The organism is Chryseobacterium camelliae, from assembly GCF_002770595.1.
Lineage (GTDB): Bacteria > Bacteroidota > Bacteroidia > Flavobacteriales > Weeksellaceae > Chryseobacterium > Chryseobacterium camelliae.
Genome location: NZ_CP022986.1, coordinates 2,828,016 through 2,849,273, shown reverse-complemented (window position 1 = coordinate 2,849,273; position 21,258 = coordinate 2,828,016). Strand labels below are relative to the sequence as shown.

The 21,258-nt window shown below is 44.6% G+C and carries 20 protein-coding genes; 16 read left to right on the top strand and 4 right to left on the bottom strand.

What is annotated here, in order from left to right:
• Nucleotides 1-15: 15 nt before the first annotated feature.
• The 3 genes from CGB83_RS13205 to CGB83_RS13195 all read right to left on the bottom strand — a co-directional run bounded on the left by CGB83_RS13205 (nt 16) and on the right by CGB83_RS13195 (nt 1,905).
• Nucleotides 16-465 (bottom strand): GNAT family N-acetyltransferase, encoded by a 450-nt coding sequence (locus tag CGB83_RS13205; RefSeq protein ID WP_100076211.1) that lies wholly within the window; start codon nt 463-465, stop codon nt 16-18.
• The gene (gene yihA, locus CGB83_RS13200) at nt 458-1,081 is read right to left on the bottom strand and encodes a ribosome biogenesis GTP-binding protein YihA/YsxC (protein ID WP_100076210.1); all 624 of its coding nucleotides are present in this window, start codon (nt 1,079-1,081) and stop codon (nt 458-460) included. The genes CGB83_RS13205 and yihA overlap by 8 nt, the downstream gene beginning before the upstream one ends.
• Nucleotides 1,082-1,143: 62 nt before the next feature.
• Entirely contained in the window at nt 1,144-1,905 is a 762-nt protein-coding gene (locus CGB83_RS13195) for an alpha/beta fold hydrolase (RefSeq protein WP_100076209.1), read from the bottom strand.
• A 267-nt stretch (nt 1,906-2,172) separates the two neighbouring features.
• On the opposite strand from CGB83_RS13195, the gene mraZ reads away from it, so the two are divergent.
• From mraZ to CGB83_RS13115, 16 genes are all read left to right on the top strand, one after another.
• The gene (gene mraZ, locus CGB83_RS13190) at nt 2,173-2,634 is read left to right on the top strand and encodes a division/cell wall cluster transcriptional repressor MraZ (protein WP_100076208.1); all 462 of its coding nucleotides are present in this window, start codon (nt 2,173-2,175) and stop codon (nt 2,632-2,634) included.
• Between the two features lie 34 nt (nt 2,635-2,668).
• A complete protein-coding gene (gene rsmH, locus CGB83_RS13185; protein WP_100076207.1) occupies nt 2,669-3,562 on the top strand; it encodes a 16S rRNA (cytosine(1402)-N(4))-methyltransferase RsmH in 894 nt (297 codons plus the stop codon).
• 57 nt (nt 3,563-3,619) lie between these two features.
• Entirely contained in the window at nt 3,620-3,985 is a 366-nt protein-coding gene (locus tag CGB83_RS13180; RefSeq protein WP_100076206.1) for an FtsL-like putative cell division protein, read from the top strand.
• On the top strand, nt 3,969-5,960 hold the full coding sequence (locus tag CGB83_RS13175; protein WP_100076205.1) for a penicillin-binding transpeptidase domain-containing protein: 1,992 nt from the start codon (nt 3,969-3,971) through the stop codon (nt 5,958-5,960). The genes CGB83_RS13180 and CGB83_RS13175 overlap by 17 nt, the downstream gene beginning before the upstream one ends.
• A gap of 59 nt (nt 5,961-6,019) precedes the next feature.
• The gene (locus CGB83_RS13170; RefSeq protein WP_100076204.1) at nt 6,020-7,480 is read left to right on the top strand and encodes a UDP-N-acetylmuramoyl-L-alanyl-D-glutamate--2,6-diaminopimelate ligase; all 1,461 of its coding nucleotides are present in this window, start codon (nt 6,020-6,022) and stop codon (nt 7,478-7,480) included.
• Nucleotides 7,481-7,529: 49 nt separating this feature from the next.
• A complete protein-coding gene (locus tag CGB83_RS13165) occupies nt 7,530-7,898 on the top strand; it encodes a four helix bundle protein (protein ID WP_100076203.1) in 369 nt (122 codons plus the stop codon).
• Between the two features lie 39 nt (nt 7,899-7,937).
• Entirely contained in the window at nt 7,938-9,179 is a 1,242-nt protein-coding gene (gene mraY / locus CGB83_RS13160; RefSeq protein WP_100076202.1) for a phospho-N-acetylmuramoyl-pentapeptide-transferase, read from the top strand.
• An 85-nt stretch (nt 9,180-9,264) separates the two neighbouring features.
• Nucleotides 9,265-10,593, top strand: a complete 1,329-nt coding sequence (gene murD / locus CGB83_RS13155; protein ID WP_100076201.1) for a UDP-N-acetylmuramoyl-L-alanine--D-glutamate ligase — start codon at nt 9,265-9,267, stop codon at nt 10,591-10,593.
• 76 nt (nt 10,594-10,669) lie between these two features.
• Nucleotides 10,670-11,908, top strand: coding sequence for an FtsW/RodA/SpoVE family cell cycle protein (locus CGB83_RS13150; RefSeq protein ID WP_100076200.1), 1,239 nt, complete (start codon nt 10,670-10,672; stop codon nt 11,906-11,908).
• 34 nt (nt 11,909-11,942) lie between these two features.
• Nucleotides 11,943-13,040: an undecaprenyldiphospho-muramoylpentapeptide beta-N-acetylglucosaminyltransferase gene (murG, locus tag CGB83_RS13145; RefSeq protein WP_100076199.1), complete on the top strand. Its 1,098-nt coding sequence runs from the start codon at nt 11,943-11,945 to the stop codon at nt 13,038-13,040.
• An 82-nt stretch (nt 13,041-13,122) separates the two neighbouring features.
• Nucleotides 13,123-14,496 (top strand): UDP-N-acetylmuramate--L-alanine ligase, encoded by a 1,374-nt coding sequence (gene murC, locus CGB83_RS13140; RefSeq protein ID WP_100076198.1) that lies wholly within the window; start codon nt 13,123-13,125, stop codon nt 14,494-14,496.
• A gap of 58 nt (nt 14,497-14,554) precedes the next feature.
• Nucleotides 14,555-15,520, top strand: coding sequence for a cell division protein FtsQ/DivIB (locus CGB83_RS13135; RefSeq protein ID WP_172954702.1), 966 nt, complete (start codon nt 14,555-14,557; stop codon nt 15,518-15,520).
• 34 nt (nt 15,521-15,554) lie between these two features.
• Nucleotides 15,555-16,937, top strand: a complete 1,383-nt coding sequence (ftsA, locus tag CGB83_RS13130; protein ID WP_100076197.1) for a cell division protein FtsA — start codon at nt 15,555-15,557, stop codon at nt 16,935-16,937.
• A 100-nt stretch (nt 16,938-17,037) separates the two neighbouring features.
• On the top strand, nt 17,038-18,873 hold the full coding sequence (gene ftsZ / locus CGB83_RS13125) for a cell division protein FtsZ (RefSeq protein WP_100076196.1): 1,836 nt from the start codon (nt 17,038-17,040) through the stop codon (nt 18,871-18,873).
• 76 nt (nt 18,874-18,949) lie between these two features.
• Nucleotides 18,950-19,396 (top strand): GatB/YqeY domain-containing protein, encoded by a 447-nt coding sequence (locus CGB83_RS13120; RefSeq protein ID WP_100076195.1) that lies wholly within the window; start codon nt 18,950-18,952, stop codon nt 19,394-19,396.
• Nucleotides 19,397-19,764: 368 nt separating this feature from the next.
• Nucleotides 19,765-20,175, top strand: a complete 411-nt coding sequence (locus CGB83_RS13115) for a BrxA/BrxB family bacilliredoxin (RefSeq protein ID WP_100076194.1) — start codon at nt 19,765-19,767, stop codon at nt 20,173-20,175.
• 147 nt (nt 20,176-20,322) lie between these two features.
• Here CGB83_RS13115 and CGB83_RS13110 read toward each other — a convergent pair whose 3' ends face one another.
• Nucleotides 20,323-21,204 (bottom strand): cupin-like domain-containing protein, encoded by an 882-nt coding sequence (locus CGB83_RS13110; protein ID WP_100076193.1) that lies wholly within the window; start codon nt 21,202-21,204, stop codon nt 20,323-20,325.
• Nucleotides 21,205-21,258: the final 54 nt, after the last annotated feature.

Below are 21,258 nucleotides of genomic sequence, written 5' to 3'. Positions count from 1 at the left end.
GACCTCCCTGTTTATTTATTTCCGGATCATTTCTGTATGCGGAATATCGTCTTCAAGGTATTTCTTCCCGGTATCTTCAAACCCGAAGCCGCTGTAGAATTTCAGCAGGTAGTCCTGGGCTGAAATCCGGATTTCCGGAGTGTGGAAACGGTTTTCAACAGCCTGTACGGCATAGTCGATCAGCTGTTTCCCAAGGTTTTTTCCTCTTGCCTGCGCTGTGGTGAGTACCCTTCCGATGGAAGCTTCGTCATATTTGATGCCTTTACTGAAAATGCGGCAGTAAGCCAGCACATCACCGTCTTGCTCAGCCCACAGATGAAGAGCCTGCTGGTCATAGCCATCCAGGTCAGGATAAGGGCAATCCTGTTCTACTACAAATACATCTACCCTAGCTTTTATAATGGCATACAGTTCCGGGACGGTGAGCTCTTCAAAACTTTTGATCTTCCAGATTATATTACTCATTGAAACTGACCTTATTGTTAATCAGGAATGTATTGGTTTTTTCTATAAATTTCAGGATTTCGTCACCACCTTCCTTTTTCTCTGCTGAAGTTACGTACAGTTCCGGCAGGTCTTCCCAGGTTTTATGCAGCTCCGTTTTATAGTCCTCTAAATTTTTAATGACAACGTTCGGTTTCAGTTTGTCTGCTTTGGTAAATACAATAGAAAACGGTACGCCGCTTTCGCCGCACCACTGGATGAATTCCAGGTCGATTTTCTGAGGAGAATGGCGGGAGTCCACCAGTACGAAAAGGTTCACCAGGTTTCTCCGGTTGAGGATGTAATTGGTGATCAGCTTTTCAAAATCTTTCCGGATAGACTTGGACACTTTTGCGTAGCCGTAACCGGGTAAATCCGTCAGGTACCAGGTTTCGTTGACCAGGAAATGGTTGATCAGCTGGGTTTTACCGGGCGTCTGTGAAGTCTTGGCCAGGTCTTTATGATTCATCATGGCATTGATGAGTGATGATTTGCCAACATTGGACCTTCCGATAAAAGCATATTCCGGGATATTGGGTTCAGGGCAGTCCTGCCACTTTCCGCTGCTTTTGACAAATGTTGCTGTTTTAATGACCATTGTTGAATGATTTAGAAAAATAAACCATTAAGAAAAGTCTTAATGGTTGTATATTGTTATTGTTAAACTTTATCTTTTATCCAGTTGTAGAGGATCTCATTGAACTCATCCGGTTTTTCCATCATCGCAGCGTGACCGCAATGCTCGATCCAGAAAAGATCCGAATTCGGGATGAACTTATGCATATCCTCCGCGACTTCGGGAGGCGTTACATTATCCTGTTTGCCCCAGATCAGGCACGTAGGACAGGTAATTTTAGGAAGGTCATGCAGCATATTGTGTTTGATGGCACTTCTGGCCAGCATAACCGTTTTGATGCCTTTCATCCTGTCATTAACCACATTGAACACTTCATCTACCAGGTCTTCCGTAGCTACGGCAGGATCATAGAATACCTCCTCTGTTTTTTTCCTGATGTAGGAACGGTCGTTTTTTCTCGGAAAGCTGTCCCCGAAAGTCCTTTCATACAATCCCGAGCTCCCGGTAAGCACCAGGTTCTTAACCAGGTCCGGCCTTGCCAGGGTAAGGATAAGGCCGATATGCCCTCCCATGGAATTCCCTACGATAGAAACCGGCTCAGAAATATGGCTTTCTATAAACCGGATGATATATTTTGCAATGGTGGTGAGATTGGTATTGAGTACCGGCAAATCGTAGATCGGCAGCTGGGGAACGTATACTTTGAATCCCCGGTCTGAAAAAAAAGCCACCATCTTGTCGAAATTACTCAAACCTCCCATCAGTCCGTGCAACAGAACCAATGGCCGTCCTTCCCCCGCTTCCACAAAGGTATATTTCTTTTCTTTTTTTGTACTGAATATCATAATGCTAATCTAAGCCTTGCAAAAATACAAATTAAACCTCAAAAATATTTTGATCCCTCTAATTTAAACTAAAAATAACATACCTGGTTATATCTTGAGGTCTTTTTTCATTGGCTTTTTGCTATGAGGCGAATAATACCCTTCCAACAAAATGAAGGCCAACGGATCATCAGCTTAGTAAGCCCCTGTGTCAAAACTTATTAACATTAAGTCAAAAAGTGGGAAAAAGTGGGAAATTTTGGAAATTATTATATAATTTTGTCCCAAATGAAGAATTTCATTGGAACATATGAGTGCAAGATCGATGACAAAGGTCGGTTAAAGCTTCCCTCTTCTTTAATAAAACAGATGGAAGACTTTGATAATAAGACATTTGTGATCAAACGCTCCGTGTTCCAGCCCTGCCTGGAAGTTTATCCTATGAATGTGTGGGAGAAACTGATGGGCAAGATTAATAAACTGAACCGATTCATTAAAAAGAATGCTGATTTCATCAGAATGTTTACGGCAGGCGTAAAAACAGTGGAAACGGACAATGCAGGAAGGCTGCAGATATCAAAAGACCTCACGAATTTCGCACATCTTCAGAAAGATATTGTGATCACCAGTGCAGGGGAATTGTTTGAGATCTGGGACAAAACGGCATATGAGCAGGTAATATCCACCAATGAAGAAGATTTTGCAAGTCTTGCCGAAGATGTAATGGGCAGTGCTTTTGATGAGGAATAACCGCTGTAAAGGCATAAAAAACACAAACTGAGGTATGTATCATAATCCCGTTTTGTTAAAGCAGAGTGTTGATGATTTGGTGACGAATCAGGACGGAATATATATAGACTGTACCTTCGGTGGCGGAGGTCATTCACGCGAGATACTGAGCAGGCTTTCTGAAAAGGGCCGGCTGTTCAGCTTTGACCAGGACCTGGATGCCCTGAACAATACGTTAGACGATTCCAGGTTTACTTTAATCAATCAGAATTTCAGGTTTTTGGAGAACTCTATGCTGATGTACGGCATTTCCCAGGTAGACGGGATTCTGGCTGACCTCGGCGTATCCTCGCATCAGTTTGATGAGGCGGAAAGAGGGTTTTCCACCAGGAGCAATGCCCCGCTGGACATGAGGATGAACGTGATGCAGAGCCTGGATGCCAGAAAGGTGATCAACCAGTACGAAGAAGAAGAGCTGGCCGATATTTTCTACTACTACGGAGAACTGAGGGAAGCCCGCAAACTGGCCAGGGAAATCGTACACCACAGAAAGATTAAGGCTATAGAAACTACGGAAGACCTCAAAAAGCTTTTCAGCTACATTCCTCAGCATAAAGTCAATAAATTTTATGCACAGCTGTTCCAGGCCATCCGGATCGAGGTAAACCAGGAGCTGGAAGTCCTGAAAGAAATGCTGGTGCAGGCCTATAAAGTGTTAAAGCCTGGCGGCAGGCTGGTGGTGATTTCCTACCACTCCCTGGAAGACCGCCTCGTTAAAAGGTTCCTTAAAAACGGAATGTTTGAAGGAGAACCGGAAAGGGATATTTACGGAAACTATAAAAAAGCATTTGAACTGCTGAAAAGCAAAGCCATCGTTCCTGACGATCAGGAAATTGAAGAAAACTCAAGAGCAAGAAGTGCTAAGATGAGAACCGGGATCAAAGTGTAAAATGATGAATCGTCAGTAGTGAATGGTGAATATTGATCATTAAACGAAACAGAAGCAGTGGCAAAGAAAACAACATACCGCCCTCAGAAGAGATTAACCTTTATAGACATTATAAAAGGGAATTTCCTGAACCGTGATGAGATCAAGATACATTACAAGTATTTCCTGCTGCTGTTCGTGCTGATGATGGCCATGATCTACAGCAACCACCTGGTGAACAAAAAAATAAAGATCGTCAACGCCTTAAAGGAAGAGACAGAAGAATACAAATCGAGGAACGCTTACGCACAAAGTAAGCTGATCAAAGTAAAAATGGAATCGGAGTTGGGGAAGGAGGTCGCCCGGGATTCGCTGATGACCCTGGAAAGCCACCCACATAAATTGCTAATCAAACTGGACAGTACCGATGCAAAAGCAAAATGAATACGATAACAAACGTAAGAAAACGTTACGGTGGGGCTACCTCTTTGCAGTGGTAGCTTTGTGCGTGTTTGTCATGTTCCTTGCCAGGATTGTCATCCTGCAGAATACCAATGTACAGGAGATCAAAGATGATTACATCAATAAAAATTACCGTGAGGCCACTCTGAAGGCAGCACGCGGAAACCTTTTTGCATCAGACGGCTCTATTCTCGCCACGACCGTAATGCGCTATGACATCTACCTGGATTTCAAAACCATGAAGGATACGGTCTACAGCAACAACATCGGCGCGCTGACAGATTCCCTGAGCAAGATGTTCGGAAAGCCACGGGCTGAATTCAGGAAGCGGTTCGATGAGCAGAGAGCCAGGAAAAACCAGTATTATGCACTCGTCAAAGGGCTGGATTTCGATGAATATGACCGCATCAGGAAGTTCCCGATCTTTAAGAGAGGAAAAAACAAAGGCGGGTTTATTGTCGACAGAAACTATAAAAGGGAACTGGCCACCTCGGAAATCGGTGCCGGAACCATCGGGATGGATAACGGCGAATACAGCTCCGGACTGGAAGGTGCCTTTTCCAAATACCTGACCGGAACCAACGGTAAGAGGCTGGAGCAGAGGATCAATTCCTCCCAGTGGAAGCCTATCGACTACTGGAAAGTACAGGAACCTGTAGACGGCCAGGATGTGTATACCACACTGGACCTCAGGATACAGGATATTGCACACTCTGCCCTGGAAAAGCAGCTGCTTCATTTTGAAGCCGAACACGGAACGGTTATCGTTATGGAAGTTGCAACAGGAAAAGTACGCGCACTGGTCAACCTCAGAAGAACCGAATCCGGAGAATACATCGACTCATACAATTATGCCCTTAAAGACAATATAGAACCGGGCTCCACCTTTAAGACCGTATCGCTCCTGGCAGCCATGGATGACGGTTTTATCGATGAAAATACCACGGTTAAAGTTGGAAACGGAGTCTGGGTATATGCCAAGCAGAGGATTTCCGACGGACACGGCGGAGGCACCTACGACATCAGTGACGTGCTCGCCAAATCCAGCAACGTAGGAACAGCCAAGCTGATCACCAAATACTATGCGGAAAAGCCGCAGATCTTCCTGGACCACTTAAAGCGCTGGAAACTGTTTGACAAAATGGATATCGAACTTCCGGGAATCACCAAGCCGAGGTTCGTTACCCCGGAAAGCAAAAGATGGAACGCAGCAGCTCTGGCTTCCCTGGGTTACGGATATGCATCCAACATCAACCTGCTTCAGCTGACGACATTTTATAACGGGGTTGCCAACGGAGGAAAAATGCTTAAGCCCCTGTTCATCGATAAAATCATGAAAGACGGCAGGCTGATCTATCAGGCCAAGCCTGAAGTGATGGTCAATAAAATGGCCTCTGAAAAAGCCATCAAAATGATGACCGACGCGCTGACCAAAGCCGTAGAAAAAGGGACCGGAAAAAGCATCTTTACCCCCAATCTGAAAATGGCCGGGAAAACCGGTACCGCAAGGTTTGAATACTGGCTTCCCGGACCTATGAAATACAGGTCTTCATTCGCCGGATTCTACCCTGCAGACAATCCCAAATATACCTGCTATGTCATGGTCAGCGAGCCCAATACCTCAATAGGTTTTTACGGAGGAGCCGTTGCAGCTCCGGTATTTAAGGAAATCGCAGGCAAAACCTTCCTGAAGACCCCGCAGAACATAGAAAAGGAAATGCTGGTAGACAGGAAAGTGAATCTGAATAAGATGGTTGATCCTAATGTGAAAGTAACCGTAGAAGGAAAAAGGATGCCCAACGTAGTAGGATTGATTGGCAAAAATATAATTCCACAGCTGGAAAACCTCGGTTACCGGGTAGATTATAAAGGCGTAGGAAGGATCAAGGACCAGTTCCCGACAGAAGGGACGGCCATAAGTAAGAACCAGAGGATTTATTTATCCCTGCAGAATTAATGACCCGGAACATAAAGATTTCCGAAACAGTTTAAAACAGATAAAGACCACAGCATAGAATGGTAATAACAGAATTATTGAGCAGGATTCCGGTATTGGAAATTCACGGTGATGAAAACCGCGAGATCTCCGGATTGGTTTTCGACAGCAGAAAAGCTGCCGCAGGCACGCTCTATGTTGCCGTAAGAGGAACCGTGGCAGACGGCCACGCCTATATTGGCTCTTCTGTTGAAAAAGGTGCAGAAGCCATCGTATGTGAAGAGCTTCCTGAAAACCTTGATGAAAAAGTCACTTACATCAAGGTGAAAGATTCCTCAAAAGCATTGGGGCAGCTGGCATCCAACTTTTACGGAAACCCTTCACAAAAGCTGAAGCTCATCGGGGTTACCGGGACCAACGGAAAAACATCGGTTTCCACCCTGCTGTTTGACGTATTCAGCAACCTCGGTTATGAAGCCGCACTGCTGTCTACGGTGGAAATAAGGATCGGAGAAAAAATCATCCCGGCCACCCATACCACGCCGGATATCATTACCATCAACAGGATCCTGGCAGAAGCCCTGGAAGAAGGCTGTGAATTCGCATTCATGGAGGTCAGCTCCCATGGCATTGCCCAGAACAGGATTGAAGGGCTGCATTTTACCGTTGCAGGGTTTACCAATCTTACCCACGATCATTTAGACTATCATAAGACATTCGATGAATACCTGAAGACCAAAAAACGGTTTTTTGACGGATTGCCGGATACGGCCGTAGCCATCACCAACGCCGATGATAAAAACGGCAGCGTAATGCTCCAGAACACCAAAGCCGTAAAGAAGACCTATGCCATGAAAACCATGGCCGATTATCACGGTCGTCTTCTTGAAGTGGATTTCAACGGCATGCTGCTGAACTTCAACGGGAAAGAATTCTGGACTACCCTTACCGGAAAGTTCAACGTCTATAACCTCCTGCTTGTTTTCGGCATCGCTTCCGAGCTGGGCTTCGGACAGGATGAGATCCTCCAGGCCATCAGCGTCCTGAAAAGGGTCTCCGGAAGGTTTGAAACCTTTAAATCCGATGGCGGTATTTTCTTCGTGGTCGATTATGCCCACACCCCGGATGCCCTGGAAAATATCCTGGACAGCATCAATGACATCAGGACCAAAAATGAACGGCTGATTACTGTCTTCGGCTGCGGAGGCGACCGTGATCATTCCAAAAGGTCTGAAATGGGTGCTATTGCAACCCGGAAATCAACGCTGGCCATCATCACGTCCGATAATCCGAGGACTGAAGACCCGGCCCGGATCATAAAAGATATTGAAGCCGGCGTAGAGCCGCAGAACTTCAGCAAATACACTTCGATCCCGGACCGGAAAGAAGCGATTAAAATGGCGATCAAGTTCGCAGAACCTAAAGATATTGTCCTCGTTGCCGGCAAAGGTCACGAGAACTACCAGGAAATCAATGGCGTAAAACATCATTTCGATGACAAGGAAACCATTAATGAACTGTGGAGACTGATGAGTAAATAAACAGATTGAATCAAAGATTGAATGATTTAAAGATTTAAAAGATTAAGTAATGACAAAAAATTTCGAGGAATTTCCGGTTTATATCAAGGCTTTAGACCTGATTGAAAGGACTTACAGATTTCTTGGTCATTCATCTTTCGAAAAAGAATTTGAATTTAACAATCAGATTAAAAGAGCCGCTTTTTCAGTATCAAATAATATTGCAGAAGGCTCAGAATATAACAGTAACAGACAATTTATTAAATATTTAAAAATTGCTAAAGGCAGTTGCGCAGAAGTAAGAAGTATGATGATCATAAGTAGAAGACTGGAATTAGGAGACAAAGCATTGGCAGAACAAATAATCACCCTGTCAAGAGAAATCTCTTCCAACATCTCCAACTTCATCAAATATTTAAAAGAACACATTGATCTTTAAATGCTTAAATAATTAAATTTTTAAATCTAAAGAGGAAACATGCTATACTACCTATACGAATATCTCACCAACCACGGGATCCATATTCCCGGACTGGGAATGCTGAAATACATTTCCTTCCGTGCGGGGATTGCGGTGCTGTTTTCCCTGACCATTGCCCTGGTATACGGGAAAAGGATCATCAATTTCCTGAGGAAAAAACAGATGGGTGAACTGGTGCGTGACCTCGGGCTTGACGGACAGAAACAGAAGGAAGGCACCCCAACCATGGGAGGCCTCATCATCATCCTGGCCACCATTATTCCCGTATTGCTGTTTACCCGGATCATGAATGTGTATATCATCCTCCTGCTGGTATCGGTGATCTGGATGGGTGCCATCGGTTTCCTTGATGATTACCTGAAGAAGATCAAGAAAAATAAAGACGGCCTGAGCGGAAAGTTCAAGGTGGTCGGACAGGTAGGCCTGGGATTGATTGTAGGTGTAACCATGTATTTCCATCCTGATATTACGGTAAAAAGGAAATATTCGGATGCCAAGGTAGTGAACCGGAACAATGTGGAGCAGAATTTTATGCCGACGGAGAAAATTACCGTTTCTACGGTTCCTTTTGCCAAGAATAATGAATTTGATTACAGCGGTATCCTGTTCTGGATGAACGATAAAGATGCGCATGAATGGGCCTGGATCGTATTCATCCCGATCGTGATCTTCATCGTGACTGCGGTTTCCAACGGAGCCAATATCACTGATGGTATAGACGGACTGGCAGCCGGAACCAGCACAGTCATCCTGCTGGCGCTGGCATTTTTCGCCTATGTATCGGGAAACATCATCTTTGCAGATTACCTCAACATCATGTTCCTCCCCAATATGGGTGAGACCACCATTTTTGTAGTGGCCATGGTGGGAGCGGTGATCGGGTTTTTCTGGTACAATACTTATCCTGCCCAGGTATTCATGGGTGATACGGGAAGCTTGATGCTGGGAGGTGTTATTGCCGTCCTGGCCATCATCCTGAGGAAAGAGCTGATGATTCCGGTGTTATGCGGGATCTTCCTGATTGAAAATATTTCTGTGATGCTTCAGGTAGGCGTCTTTAAGTTCAGAAAAAGGAAATACGGGCTGGAATATGCCCAGAATAACCGGCTGTTTAAAATGTCTCCCCTGCATCATCATTACCAGAAAACCGGTTTTCATGAGAGCAAAATTGTTAACAGGATGATTATCATTGGGGTAATGCTGGCTATTGTGTGCCTGATCACATTGAAAATGAGATAAGAAATAATTTAAAAATTGAGGTATTTAAACATTTAAAAAATCTTTGAATCATTTAAATTTTTAAATCATTAAATCAAAAAATAATATGAAAGTAGTTGTTTTAGGAGGTGGAGAAAGCGGTTGCGGTGCTGCTTATTTGGCAAAAAAACAGGGTATGGAAGTTTTTCTTTCAGACAAGGGTGCCATTAAGGATCACTATAAGCAATTTCTTACGGACAATGCCATTGATTTTGAGGAAGAAAACCACGACGAAGAAAGGATTTTAGGCGCAGACTGGATCGTCAAAAGCCCGGGGATTCCCAAAAAGTCAGACATGATCCAGAAAATCCAGGAGAAGGGCATCAGGCTTTCTTCTGAGATCGAATTTGCCTCGGAATTCACCGATGCCAAGATCATCGCCGTTACCGGAAGCAACGGAAAGACCACCACCACTTCCCTGATCTACTACATCCTGAAAAATGACGGGCTGAATGTAGGCCTGGGCGGAAATATAGGCTACAGCTTTGCGAAGCAGGTAGCAGATGAAGACCATGAATATTATGTGCTGGAAGTAAGTTCATTCCAGTTGGATGACATCCAGAATTTCAGGCCGTATATTTCCCTGCTGCTGAACCTTTCCAAAGACCACCTGGACCAGTACAACTACAATTACGAAGAATATGCACTGGCGAAATTCAGGATTGCGGAAAACCAAGAAAATGATAATTTCTTCATCTACAACAAAGATGACGAAATGAGCAAAAACCTTCTGGAAAAGCTGGAGATCAAAGCGAAGATGATCCCTTTTTCAACCCGGGAACAACTGCCGGAAGGAGGTTTTGTAACAGGCGAAGATACGATCGTGGTTACACTCCAAGATGAATTCTCGATGAAGATCGATGATTTGTCACTGATCGGAAACCACAATGTAGCCAATAGCCTGGCAGCGTCCATCGCCGGTAAAATACTGGAGATCAACAATGAAAGCATCAGGAATTCACTGATGACCTTCCAGGCCGTGGAACACAGGCTGGAAATGGTTTCCGAGCTGGATGGCGTAAAGTACATCAATGACAGCAAGGCCACCAATGTGAACGCCACCTATTATGCCCTGGAAAGCATGAAAACCCCAACCGTATGGATTGTAGGCGGTGTGGATAAAGGCAATGATTACTCGGAAATAGAGGATCTTGTCAAAAGAAAAGTAAAGGCAATTGTCTGCCTGGGAATAGACAACCAGAAAATTATCTCCTATTTTAAAGATAAAAAGGATATGATCTATGATACGTCAAGCATGGAAGATGCCGTGAAGACTGCAAAGGCACTGGCCAAAAAAGGCGATACGGTATTACTGTCCCCATGCTGTGCGAGCTTTGACTTATTCAAGAGCTATGAAGACCGGGGACGGCAGTTTAAAGAGCAGGTATTAAAATAATGGTCCTGTGTAAAAGGTATCCGGAAATCAGGTTTCCCGCATCAATACTTTTTGCATACAGACATGAATACAGTATATGAACGAACAGACCACAGAAAGCAGATTTGAATTTCTAAAGGGCGATAAAGTGCTTTGGATGGTGATCCTTGTGATTTCCATCTTCTCTATCTTCCCGGTATATTCCGCGAGTTCAAATCTCGAATACATCGTTAACAACGGGACCACTACCGGCCACGTTATCAAACACATGTTCTTTGTGGTACTGGGACTGGTCATCATGAGGCTGGTAGGAACCATAAAATACGAGTACATCGGAAAGCTCAGCAGCATCCTGCTCGGCCTGATGATTATTCTGTTGATTATCACCATATTTACCGGACAGACCATCGACGGGGCGAGTGCTTCCCGGTGGCTGAAGATCCCGGGAACACCGATCTCATTCCAGCCTTCGTCATTTGCCTTTTTAATGCTGGTGATTTACCTGTGCAGGTACCTGACCAAGAAAATAACCCGCGAACGGCTCCCGATAGAGAATATCATGTACATTTTCGGGCCTATCCTCCTCGTTTTTGTGCTGGTCGCCAAAGACAACGGTTCTACGGCACTGATGATCCTCATGGTTTCCGTTATCGTGCTGATCGTAGGACAGCTGCACTGGAAATATATTGCCGGATTCATTTCATCCTCTTTCGTTGCGATCGCACTGTTCCTTCTGGTGGCACTGAATACCAACTTGATCGGCGGGAACAGGGTACATACCTGGATGAGCCGTGTAGAGACCTTTACTTCCAGCAAGGCCAAATCTGCCGATGTGGATGACGAAAGCGTCAAGGCCAAAAACTACCAGGTCATGCAGGCGAAAGCCGCCATTGTACATGGTGGGATTACAGGAATGGGACCGGGGAAAAGTGCGTTGAAGCAAATGCTCCCGCAGTCAGCCTCTGACTTTATCTTTGCCATCATTGTGGAAGAATATGGCGTGATAGGCGCGGCATTCCTCATCAGCATGTACCTCATTATGATGATCAGGATCGTGATGATCGCCAGTAAAATGCCGGCCTTTTTCGGCTCGCTGCTGGTGCTCAGCCTGGGTGTGATGATTTTTATACAGCTTTCGGTGAACATTGCCGTGGCAGTCAACCTCATTCCGGTCACCGGGCAGCCGCTGCCGCTCATCAGCTACGGGGGAACCTCCATGCTGGTGACCTACCTGCAGCTGGGAATCATCCTCAACATCAGTTCGAGGATACAGATCTATGATGAAGAAGGCATGGGAAAAAAACAGAGTATTGCAGAGATCAATGACATTGCATAATTAAGATAACAAACAGGGAGAACCTGAATATACTATGAACAGAAAACTAAAAGTATTGCTATCCGGCGGAGGAACAGGAGGACATATCTTCCCGGCCATTGCCATCGCAGATGAGATCCGAAAAAGATTTCCGGATGCAGATTTTCTGTTCATCGGGGCCAACGGGAAAATGGAAATGGAAAAAGTCCCGCAGGCCGGTTACAGCATTGAAGGGATTGATATCGCAGGCATCAACAGGGGCAACCTGTTGTCCAACCTGGGGTTGCCTTTTAAAATCCTGAACAGCCTGTCCAGATCCAAGGCGATCATCAAAAAATTTGCCCCGGATCTTGCCATCGGTACGGGAGGCTTTGCCAGCGGTCCCGCTCTGTACGAAGCCGCTAAGATTAGTATCCCTGTTTTTATTCAGGAGCAGAATGCCCATGCAGGAGTAACCAACAAAATTTTAAGCAAGAAAGCCAGAGCGGTATTTACAGCCTACCCGAAAGTGGAAGGTTTTCCGGCAGAAAAGATACACTTCCTGGGAAATCCTATCCGGTCCACCATTGTATCCGGAATGAAAGATACGGCGGCAGCCAAACAGGAAATGGGACTGAATCCTGATCAGCTAACCATCCTTTCCGTAGGCGGATCCTTAGGATCTAGGACCCTGAACAATGCCTGGAAAGCCCATCTGAAGGACATCATCAGCAAAGACTACCAGCTGATCTGGCAAACGGGAAAGCTGGATTACAAAGAAATTGCGGAAGAGACCAAAAATATAGCTGGCGATAACATCCGCATCCTTGAATTCATCAAAGATATGGAAACCGCCTATTCGGCAGCGGATATCATTGTTTCCAGAGCCGGAGCCATTGCCATTTCAGAACTGGCAGTAGCCCGGAAACCGGTCCTGTTGGTGCCCTTCCCTTTTGCAGCGGAAGACCATCAGACCAAAAATGCCATGACGCTGGTGGAAAAGAATGCCGCAAGAATGGTAAGAGATTCCGAAATGCAGGAAAAGTTCTGGAGTACCCTTTCAGAAATCTGCGAAGATGAAGCATTAAGAAGAGAGATGTCTCAAAACCTGCAGTATTTTGCCAAGCCGGATGCAGCCAAGGAGATTGTGGAAGAAATAATAAAGAAACTGTAAAAGTAGGCTGTAAAAGTATAGAGTATGCCATCATAAAGTACGTGAATACATTTTACATAATACAATAATACAAACAGAATAAATGAACAGATTAGAAACATATCAGAATTTTTACTTCGTCGGGATTGGAGGCATCGGCATGTCTGCTCTGGCACGCTATTTCCATGCTTCCGGCAAAAAAGTTCTCGGGTACGATAAAACCAATACCAAACTGACCCGGCAGCTGATGGAGGAAGGAATCGATATTGTTTTTGAAGATCTGATCGACGAAAGGATCACTGACCTTGATCAGGATCAGACCCTGGTCATCTATACCCCGGCAATTAAAATGCTGGGTATCCTGGATTACTTCAGTGCCCATGGTTTCGAGGTTAAAAAAAGAGCCAAAGTCTTAGGCCTGATCACAGAAAATACAGACTGCATCGCTGTGGCCGGTACCCATGGCAAGACCACTACTTCTACATTGGTCTCGCACCTTTGTAGAGAAGCTGACCTTCCGTTCTCCTGTTTTCTGGGCGGAATTTCTGAAAATTTCCGGTCCAACTTCCTGTATAACGGCAGCCAGTACTCCGTAGTGGAAGCTGATGAATATGACAGGAGTTTCCTGAACCTCTCCCCCGACTGGGCTGTAATCACCTCTACGGATGCAGACCACCTGGATATTTACGGGGACAAAGATACCATTGAAGAAGGTTTCAGGCAGTTTGCCGCTCTGGTACCGGATGACAGACAGCTTTTTGTAAGGAAAGGCATTGAAATAGGACGGGACCACCGGACGTATGCCGTGAACGAAAAAGCAGATTATTTTTCTGATAACCTGCGCATGGAACATGATAAGATTTATTTTGACTTCCATACACCGGAGGAAACCGTACAGGATTTTGTCTGGGAAATTCCGGGGATCCATAATGTGGAAAATGCTACCGTGGCATTAGCCATACTTCATCATTTAGGCGTGGATTTCGGAACGCTGAAAAAAGCCATTGCCAGCTTTAAAGGCATTAAAAGAAGGTATACAAAACATATTTATCAGAACGGTAAGATTTACATTGATGATTATGCCCATCATCCCACGGAAATCAATGCCGTACTGGGATCGGTAAAGACATTTTACCCGGATAAAAAGCTGCTGGTGGTCTTTCAGCCGCACCTGTTCAGCCGTACCAGGGATTTTGCAGACGGATTTGCAGAAAGCCTGAGCCAGCCGGATGAGCTGATCCTGCTGGACATTTACCCGGCAAGGGAGCTCCAGGAAAACTTTGAAGGCATCACCTCTGAATGGCTGTTGGAAAAAGTAACCCTGGATAAGAAGGAGGTATCTTCTTTAGGGGATGCATTCGGCAGGATAAAGGAAAAAGAATTTGACATCCTCCTTACGATAGGTGCCGGGAATATCGATACCCTGTACGATCCTGTCTGTGAGTGGATGAATGCTTCTGTACAGAGTGCAGGATAATAATAGTAATGAGTAAATAAAAGAAATACATTGTACAGTATACAACCGTACAGCGATTATGAAAAATAAATACAGAATATTAAAAATTGCGGTCACAGTGATCATTCTGGGGTTCCTGCTGAGCTTTTCACTGAAAAGGTTCAGCAGTCAGAAGATTACGGATAACAAGATTTCTGTAAAACTGAGTGAAAAGACGCCGGTATATTTCATCGATGAAAAAGATATCCTGGCTATTGTAAAAAAGGAAAACCCATCCGGGAAAGTTGGTGACCTCAACATTCCGGTTCTGGAACAGAAAATCAAGGCGCTGCCTGCTGTAGACAGTGCGAATGTGTACCTGAATCTGAACGGGAAGCTGAACCTGGATATCAGGCAGAGGGTACCGGTTTTCAGGCTCAATACGAACGGAAGGGATTTTTATGTTGATGAGAAAGGGGTGGAGTTTCCGATCTCCAAAACCTACTCCCATCCTTCCATGCTGGTTACCGGCGATGTGAAGCCTGATGAATACAGGGAGCTGGCTGAGCTGGTGGAAAAGATCGACAAAGATGATTTCAGTAAAAAATTCTTTATCGGTATCTCAAAAATTAAAGAAAATTATTATCTTCTTACCAGCGAAGGGAATTATAAGGTGGAAATCGGGGATCTGGACCATATCGAGTTTAAGGTAAAAGGGTTTAAAACGTTTGTGGAGAAGTACCTCGTGTATCAGGACCCTGAAAAATACAGCATGGTTTCCGTGAAATACCAGAACCAGATCGTCACCACGCTGAATCCTTACTTCAAGGAAAACGACAGCATCCTGAAAGCGGGTAAGATGGAGCTGGCCAAGGTTCCGGTTACGATGCCGCATACGGAAAAGAAAACCGAAGCAAAGCCTAAAACGGCAGACAGGAAGCCCTCACAGCCCGCCAAAACCAAAACTGCAGCAAAGCAGAAAGCAAAAGCAAAGGAACAGCCGAAGAAAACAAAAAAGAAGGAAGCGGCAAAGCCGAAAACCAAGGCTAAAATAAAAATAGAATAGAACAAAGAATAAAAAAATCAAATCGATATAAAAAATGGAAAATCAAGAGTATTCAGTAGGTCTGGACATCGGGACAACGAAGATTGTCGCGATTGTCGGAAGGAGGAATGCACACGGGAAAATAGAAGTTCTCGGTGTCGGGAAGGCAAAGAGTCTTGGTGTTCACAAAGGTATTGTGAATAATATTTCGCAAACCATTAATTCAATCAAAGCTGCCGTGGCTGAAGCACAGTCCAGCGCTGGAGTCCCTATCCGTAAAGTAACGGTAGGTATTGCGGGAAAGCATATCCGCTCCCTGCAGCACTCTGATTATATTATGCGTGAACATCCGGATAAGTTTATTACAGATGATGACATTGAAGCACTGAAAGATCAGGTGAAAAAGCTGGTCATGCTTCCTGGAGAAGAAATTATCCATGTACTTCCACAAGAGTACAAAGTAGATTCCGAAGGGGAGATTCAGGAACCTATTGGCATGCACGGAAAACGCCTGGAAGCCAACTTCCACGTTGTGGTAGGCCAGATGGGAAGCATCCGTAATATCGCACGATGTGTGCGGGAAGCCGGCCTGGAAATGGAAGCCCTTACCCTGGAGCCGCTGGCCTCTTCAGAATCCGTTCTGACCAAAGAAGAGAAGGAAGCCGGTGTGGCCATCGTGGACATCGGAGGAGGAACAACGGATATTGCCATCTTCAAAGACAACATCATCCGCCATACCTGTGTTATTCCTTACGGAGGAGGAATTATTACCGAAGATATCAAGGAAGGCTGCTCCATCATAGAAAAGCATGCCGACCAGCTGAAGGTAAAATTCGGATCAGCCGTTCCGGAACTTGAAAAGGACAGTACCTATGTTACCATTCCCGGGCTTCACGGAAGGCCGGACAAGGAAATTTCCCTGAAGACTCTTGCCCAGATCATCAATGCAAGAGTGGAGGAAATCCTGGAAATGGTGAATACCGAACTTAAGGCATACGGCGCCTTTGAGCAGAAAAAGAAACTGATTGCCGGCATCGTCCTTACAGGCGGGGGTTCCAACCTGAAACACCTGCGTCAGCTGGCCAATTATACCACCGGATTCGACAGCAGAATAGGTTTTGCAAATGAATATATTGCGAACGATAAAAATCAGTATCTTAAAGGCCCGGAATTTGCTACTTCTATCGGCCTGCTGATGGAAAGTTTGAAGATCCGTGACAAGAAGCAGAATGCCGCTGCACAGGAGCCTGAAGAGGAAGAACAACAGCCGGAAACTCCTGTTGCCCCTGTTGAAATCCCGCAGGTAGCTGAACAGGAACAACAGCCTGTCCATGAGCAGCATATGAGAAGCGAGCAGTTTGATCATAAGAAGTCAAAGCTTACGTTCGGACAGTCGCTGATGGAAAAAGTAAAAAAATTCTTTGAAGAAGTAGAGTAAAAATATAAATGATAACTGATCGGTGATTTTTCTTCATGCTAAGGGCGGTAAGCGGTCATTCATCAGTGAATAATAATCAATTGTTAAAAAAATTGTAATTATGGAAAATTTAGGGACACAGGGGTTTTCATTTGACTTGCCAAAAGGAAATTCATCCATTATAAAAGTTATCGGTGTCGGAGGCGGTGGGAACAACGCCCTCAAACACATGTACGAGAAAGGAATCCACGGAGTGGATTTCGTGGTATGCAATACAGATGCACAGACCCTGGACAATAACCCGGTTGCCAACAAGGTTCAGCTGGGAACTACCATTACCGAAGGCCTGGGTGCAGGGGCAGATCCTGAAGTAGGGGAAAAATCAGCCATCGAAAGCATCGAAGATATCAAGGCTGCCATGGGGCAGAATACCAAGATGGTATTCATTACTGCCGGTATGGGCGGTGGTACCGGTACCGGGGCAGCGCCTGTTATTGCCAAAGTGGCCAAAGATATGGGCATCCTTACCGTAGGGATCGTAACCGTTCCGTTCAGCTTTGAAGGAAAAAGAAGGCTGGAACAGGCAGAAAACGGCCTCGACAAATTAAGAAACAACGTTGATTCACTGATTGTGATCAATAACGATAAACTGAGACAGCAGTTCGGGAACCTGGGCTTTAAGCAGGGATTCTCCAAGGCTGATGAGGTGCTTACCAATGCCGCGAAAGGAATGGCAGAGGTAATTACCGGATACTTTGATGTGAATATTGACTTCAGGGATGCCAAATCCGTGCTTCAGAACTCCGGAACGGCCCTGATGTCCACCGGAATTGCTTCAGGCGAAAATAAAGCAGAAGAAGCCGTTAAGAAAGCCCTTGATTCTCCGTTGCTGAACGACAACAAGATCACCGGTGCCAAAAACGTGCTCCTGCTGATCCGAAGCGGCGTGGAAGAAGTGACCATGGATGAAATCGGTGTGATCATGGATCATATCCAGAAAGAAGCCGGGAATACCGCAGACATCATCTTCGGGGTAGGTTCTGATGAAGAGCTGGGCGATTCTGTAAGTGTACTGGTGATTGCTACCGGATTCTCCAATGACCATAAAAAATTTGCCGGACCAACGGAAAAGATCAAGATCAGCCTGAACGATACTTTTGAAACCCCTAAGGAATCCCCGTTCAAAACCAGGGAAGAAAGACAGTCGGCTCCTGAATCTTCACACGACTTCAGCGGAAAAAACCTTTTCAGGCTGGATGACGATCATGACATGCCCCAGTTCAGCATTACTTCCACCGAGAAAAAAATGATCATGGAAGAGGAAGAGGTAAAAACTGAAGTAAAGTTCTTCGGACGTGATGAAGAAACGGAAGACCATCCTGCCCAGGAATGGAGAAAAGACGAGGAGGCCGGAGAAAGATCTTTCGTATTCTCTTTTGATGACGACAATGATCCTAATGACCTTGAGATCCAGTCGTTCTCATTTGAAACAGAAGAAAAAAAAAATAAGCCGGTACCCGGCAGTTCATCTGAAGAAAAACCTGTAGAATTCAGTTTTTTCGTTCACGAACCGATCGAGGAGCCTAAGACAGATTTCGGGCAGCCTAAAGCGGAACTAAACGTATCGGAAAAACCTCAGCAACAGCCGAAAGAAGAACCCCAGGCGGAAATCAGGTCCGAGATCCACCATTCGGAAGAATCCGAATTTACTTTCGTGAACAAATCTGTGGACCAGGAAAAAATCGTGGAAAGGAGAAATAAGCTGAAAGAATTCAATTCACGCTACCAGAATTTCGACAGCAGCAATGAATTCGAATCCGTACCTGCGTTCAAGAGAAAAAACATTTCCATTGACGGGAACAATGCCTCAGAACAGAACATCAACACCTACCTGTCTGAAAATAACGGTTCCGTAAACATCAGGGAGAACAGATTTTTAAATAAGGATGTAGACTAAATTAATTTGAAAATGTAATAATTTGGAAATTTACATTGCCAAATTAATTTATTTTCAAATTTTCAAATGACTAAATATGAGTTTAGAAAATACCATCAACGAAGCCATAAAAACAGCCATGAGAGCCAAGGACAAAGTGGCCCTTGATTCCCTGCGTGCTGTAAAATCCCAGATTTTACTGTTGAAAACAGAAGCCAAAGGAGCTGATGTTTCTGCCGAGCAGGAAATTGCCATCCTCCAGAGAATGGTGAAGCAGCGTAAGGATTCATATGACCAGTTTACGGCACAGGGAAGAAATGACCTTGCCGAAGTGGAAGAAGCCCAGATGAAAGTTATTGAGGAATTCCTTCCCAAACAGCTGACAGCGGAAGAACTGGAATCTGAAATGAAGAACATCATTGCCGAAACCGGTGCTGAGTCCGTTAAGGACCTCGGAAAAGTAATGGGTGTGGCATCCAAGACCCTGGCGGGGAAGTCAGACGGAAAAAGCATTTCCGAAATGGCTAAAAAGCTTTTGTCTTAATGAATGGTTCCCTAATACCATCATCGGGATAATACACTACTGAAATGCCTGGATCCGGGCTATAATAAAAGGATATTTAACCTTTGCATATCGATTTGATTAAGAAATCCGGAGCTAAATAGCTCCGGATTTCGTTTTTTCGTGGTTCACAACTCATGTTGCAATTACCTGGTGAGGGAATTTTCTAAAACAATTTTCATGGCTATGTTTTTAGAATCTTACCAAATTTAGTAATAATTTTCCGAATAGTAACCAAGTTGGGATTTATAATTTCAGATTTATTTTTATTAACGAATGCTGATGATAGTTTTTATGTATTGAAAGGAAGTAGGTAATTGTTTATCTTTGCATGGATAAAATATAATATTATGTACCCAACAGATTTAGTAATGCCTATGAAGGCTGAGCTTACAGATAAAGGCTTTGAAGATCTTACGACTCCTGCACAGGTGGAAGAAGCTCTTAAACAATCAGGAACTACCCTATTGGTCATCAATTCCGTATGTGGATGTGCTGCAGGCGCAGCAAGACCGGGTGTGGTATACTCTCTGACCGGAGATAAGAAGCCTGATCATTTAACGACTGTTTTTGCAGGTTTTGATACAGAAGCCGTAATGGAGGCCAGAAAACACCTTGCTCCGTTCCCGCCAAGCTCACCCTGCGTGGCGCTGTTTAAAGACGGAGAACTGGTGCATATGCTGGAAAGACACCACATCGAAGGAAATCCTGCGGGTGCTATTGCAGCCAATTTACAGGCTGCTTACGATGAATATTGCTAATATCCGTCTCCAATACGAGTTATAACATCAATGAATATGATAAAACCGCCTGTAATCAACAGGCGGTTTTATTATGGTATTATGCAGATACCGTCATAAAAAAAGTTACCGCCTGAGCGGTAACTTTTCAATGTATAGATATGTTTATTATTTGGGCAGGCCCCTTTTCAGGGCGATCTCTGCTCTTTGAACCGCTTTCTTTTCTTTCCAGTCCATATACTTTTTCTTGAACCTGGATTTCATGAGGTCGTCAAATTTACGCTGCACGGTAAGGTTCCATAGGGAATGTGCTTTCACCGCCCAGGATTTATCCCATGCCCGAAGGGAAATAGAGAAGCTGCCATCGAGGTATTTCATCCAGTGCCACCATCCGGTAGGCATGAACAGGGTATCGCCATGTTCAAGGAAACACTCAATTCCTTCTACCCCGTCCAGGGCAGGGAACTTTGTGAAATCAGGATGTTCGATATCATAGTCTTCAAGGGCGTAAGTCGCATATGGAATCTGGTACAGCCTTTCCCTCCATTTATAATCAAACAGGAGGATATGTTTCCTGCCGTTGAAATGGGTATGGAAAATATGGGCCATATCAATATCAAAATGGAGAAACGTTACGGAGCCCTTTCCACCGAAGAACATATTGGGGTATTTATCCAGGAAGCCACCCATCAGCTCTTTCGGGGAAATGTAATCTTCCAGGAGCTTCGGGGCATATTTAATAGGGTCGAAAAGGAAGATCCTGAGGTCTGTAGGCTCTCTCTGGATCAGGTCGATATAATCCCCGAACTTCATTTTAGCCGCTGAGGCATTGATAGGAGCTGAAGGATCAGCCTTAGAGCTGTCATACAACGGGACCTCCACATCTCCTACGACCTGCTTCATATAGTCCATGGTCCATTTCTGGTAGGCTGGCCATTTTTTCGCCATGTTCTTAATGACAACCGGTTTCCGGGGTTTGAGATATTTCCGGATAAATTCTTCCTGGGTAATATCATCAACAACATCTATAGGCTTTAAAATTATTCCCATTGTATAAACTTTATATTACAAAATTATTAAATTAATATATACTTAACATCGTTT

Coding starts and splice junctions, on each gene's coding strand:
- CGB83_RS13205 (WP_100076211.1), bottom strand. CDS start 465: ATGAGTAATATAATCTGGAAGATCAAAAGTTTTGAAGAGCTCACCGTC.
- yihA (WP_100076210.1), bottom strand. CDS start 1,081: ATGGTCATTAAAACAGCAACATTTGTCAAAAGCAGCGGAAAGTGGCAG.
- CGB83_RS13195 (WP_100076209.1), bottom strand. CDS start 1,905: ATGATATTCAGTACAAAAAAAGAAAAGAAATATACCTTTGTGGAAGCG.
- mraZ (WP_100076208.1), top strand. CDS start 2,173: ATGAAGAATTTCATTGGAACATATGAGTGCAAGATCGATGACAAAGGT.
- rsmH (WP_100076207.1), top strand. CDS start 2,669: ATGTATCATAATCCCGTTTTGTTAAAGCAGAGTGTTGATGATTTGGTG.
- CGB83_RS13175 (WP_100076205.1), top strand. CDS start 3,969: ATGCAAAAGCAAAATGAATACGATAACAAACGTAAGAAAACGTTACGG.
- CGB83_RS13170 (WP_100076204.1), top strand. CDS start 6,020: ATGGTAATAACAGAATTATTGAGCAGGATTCCGGTATTGGAAATTCAC.
- CGB83_RS13165 (WP_100076203.1), top strand. CDS start 7,530: ATGACAAAAAATTTCGAGGAATTTCCGGTTTATATCAAGGCTTTAGAC.
- mraY (WP_100076202.1), top strand. CDS start 7,938: ATGCTATACTACCTATACGAATATCTCACCAACCACGGGATCCATATT.
- murD (WP_100076201.1), top strand. CDS start 9,265: ATGAAAGTAGTTGTTTTAGGAGGTGGAGAAAGCGGTTGCGGTGCTGCT.
- CGB83_RS13150 (WP_100076200.1), top strand. CDS start 10,670: ATGAACGAACAGACCACAGAAAGCAGATTTGAATTTCTAAAGGGCGAT.
- murG (WP_100076199.1), top strand. CDS start 11,943: ATGAACAGAAAACTAAAAGTATTGCTATCCGGCGGAGGAACAGGAGGA.
- murC (WP_100076198.1), top strand. CDS start 13,123: ATGAACAGATTAGAAACATATCAGAATTTTTACTTCGTCGGGATTGGA.
- CGB83_RS13135 (WP_172954702.1), top strand. CDS start 14,555: ATGAAAAATAAATACAGAATATTAAAAATTGCGGTCACAGTGATCATT.
- ftsA (WP_100076197.1), top strand. CDS start 15,555: ATGGAAAATCAAGAGTATTCAGTAGGTCTGGACATCGGGACAACGAAG.
- ftsZ (WP_100076196.1), top strand. CDS start 17,038: ATGGAAAATTTAGGGACACAGGGGTTTTCATTTGACTTGCCAAAAGGA.
- CGB83_RS13120 (WP_100076195.1), top strand. CDS start 18,950: ATGAGTTTAGAAAATACCATCAACGAAGCCATAAAAACAGCCATGAGA.
- CGB83_RS13115 (WP_100076194.1), top strand. CDS start 19,765: ATGTACCCAACAGATTTAGTAATGCCTATGAAGGCTGAGCTTACAGAT.
- CGB83_RS13110 (WP_100076193.1), bottom strand. CDS start 21,204: ATGGGAATAATTTTAAAGCCTATAGATGTTGTTGATGATATTACCCAG.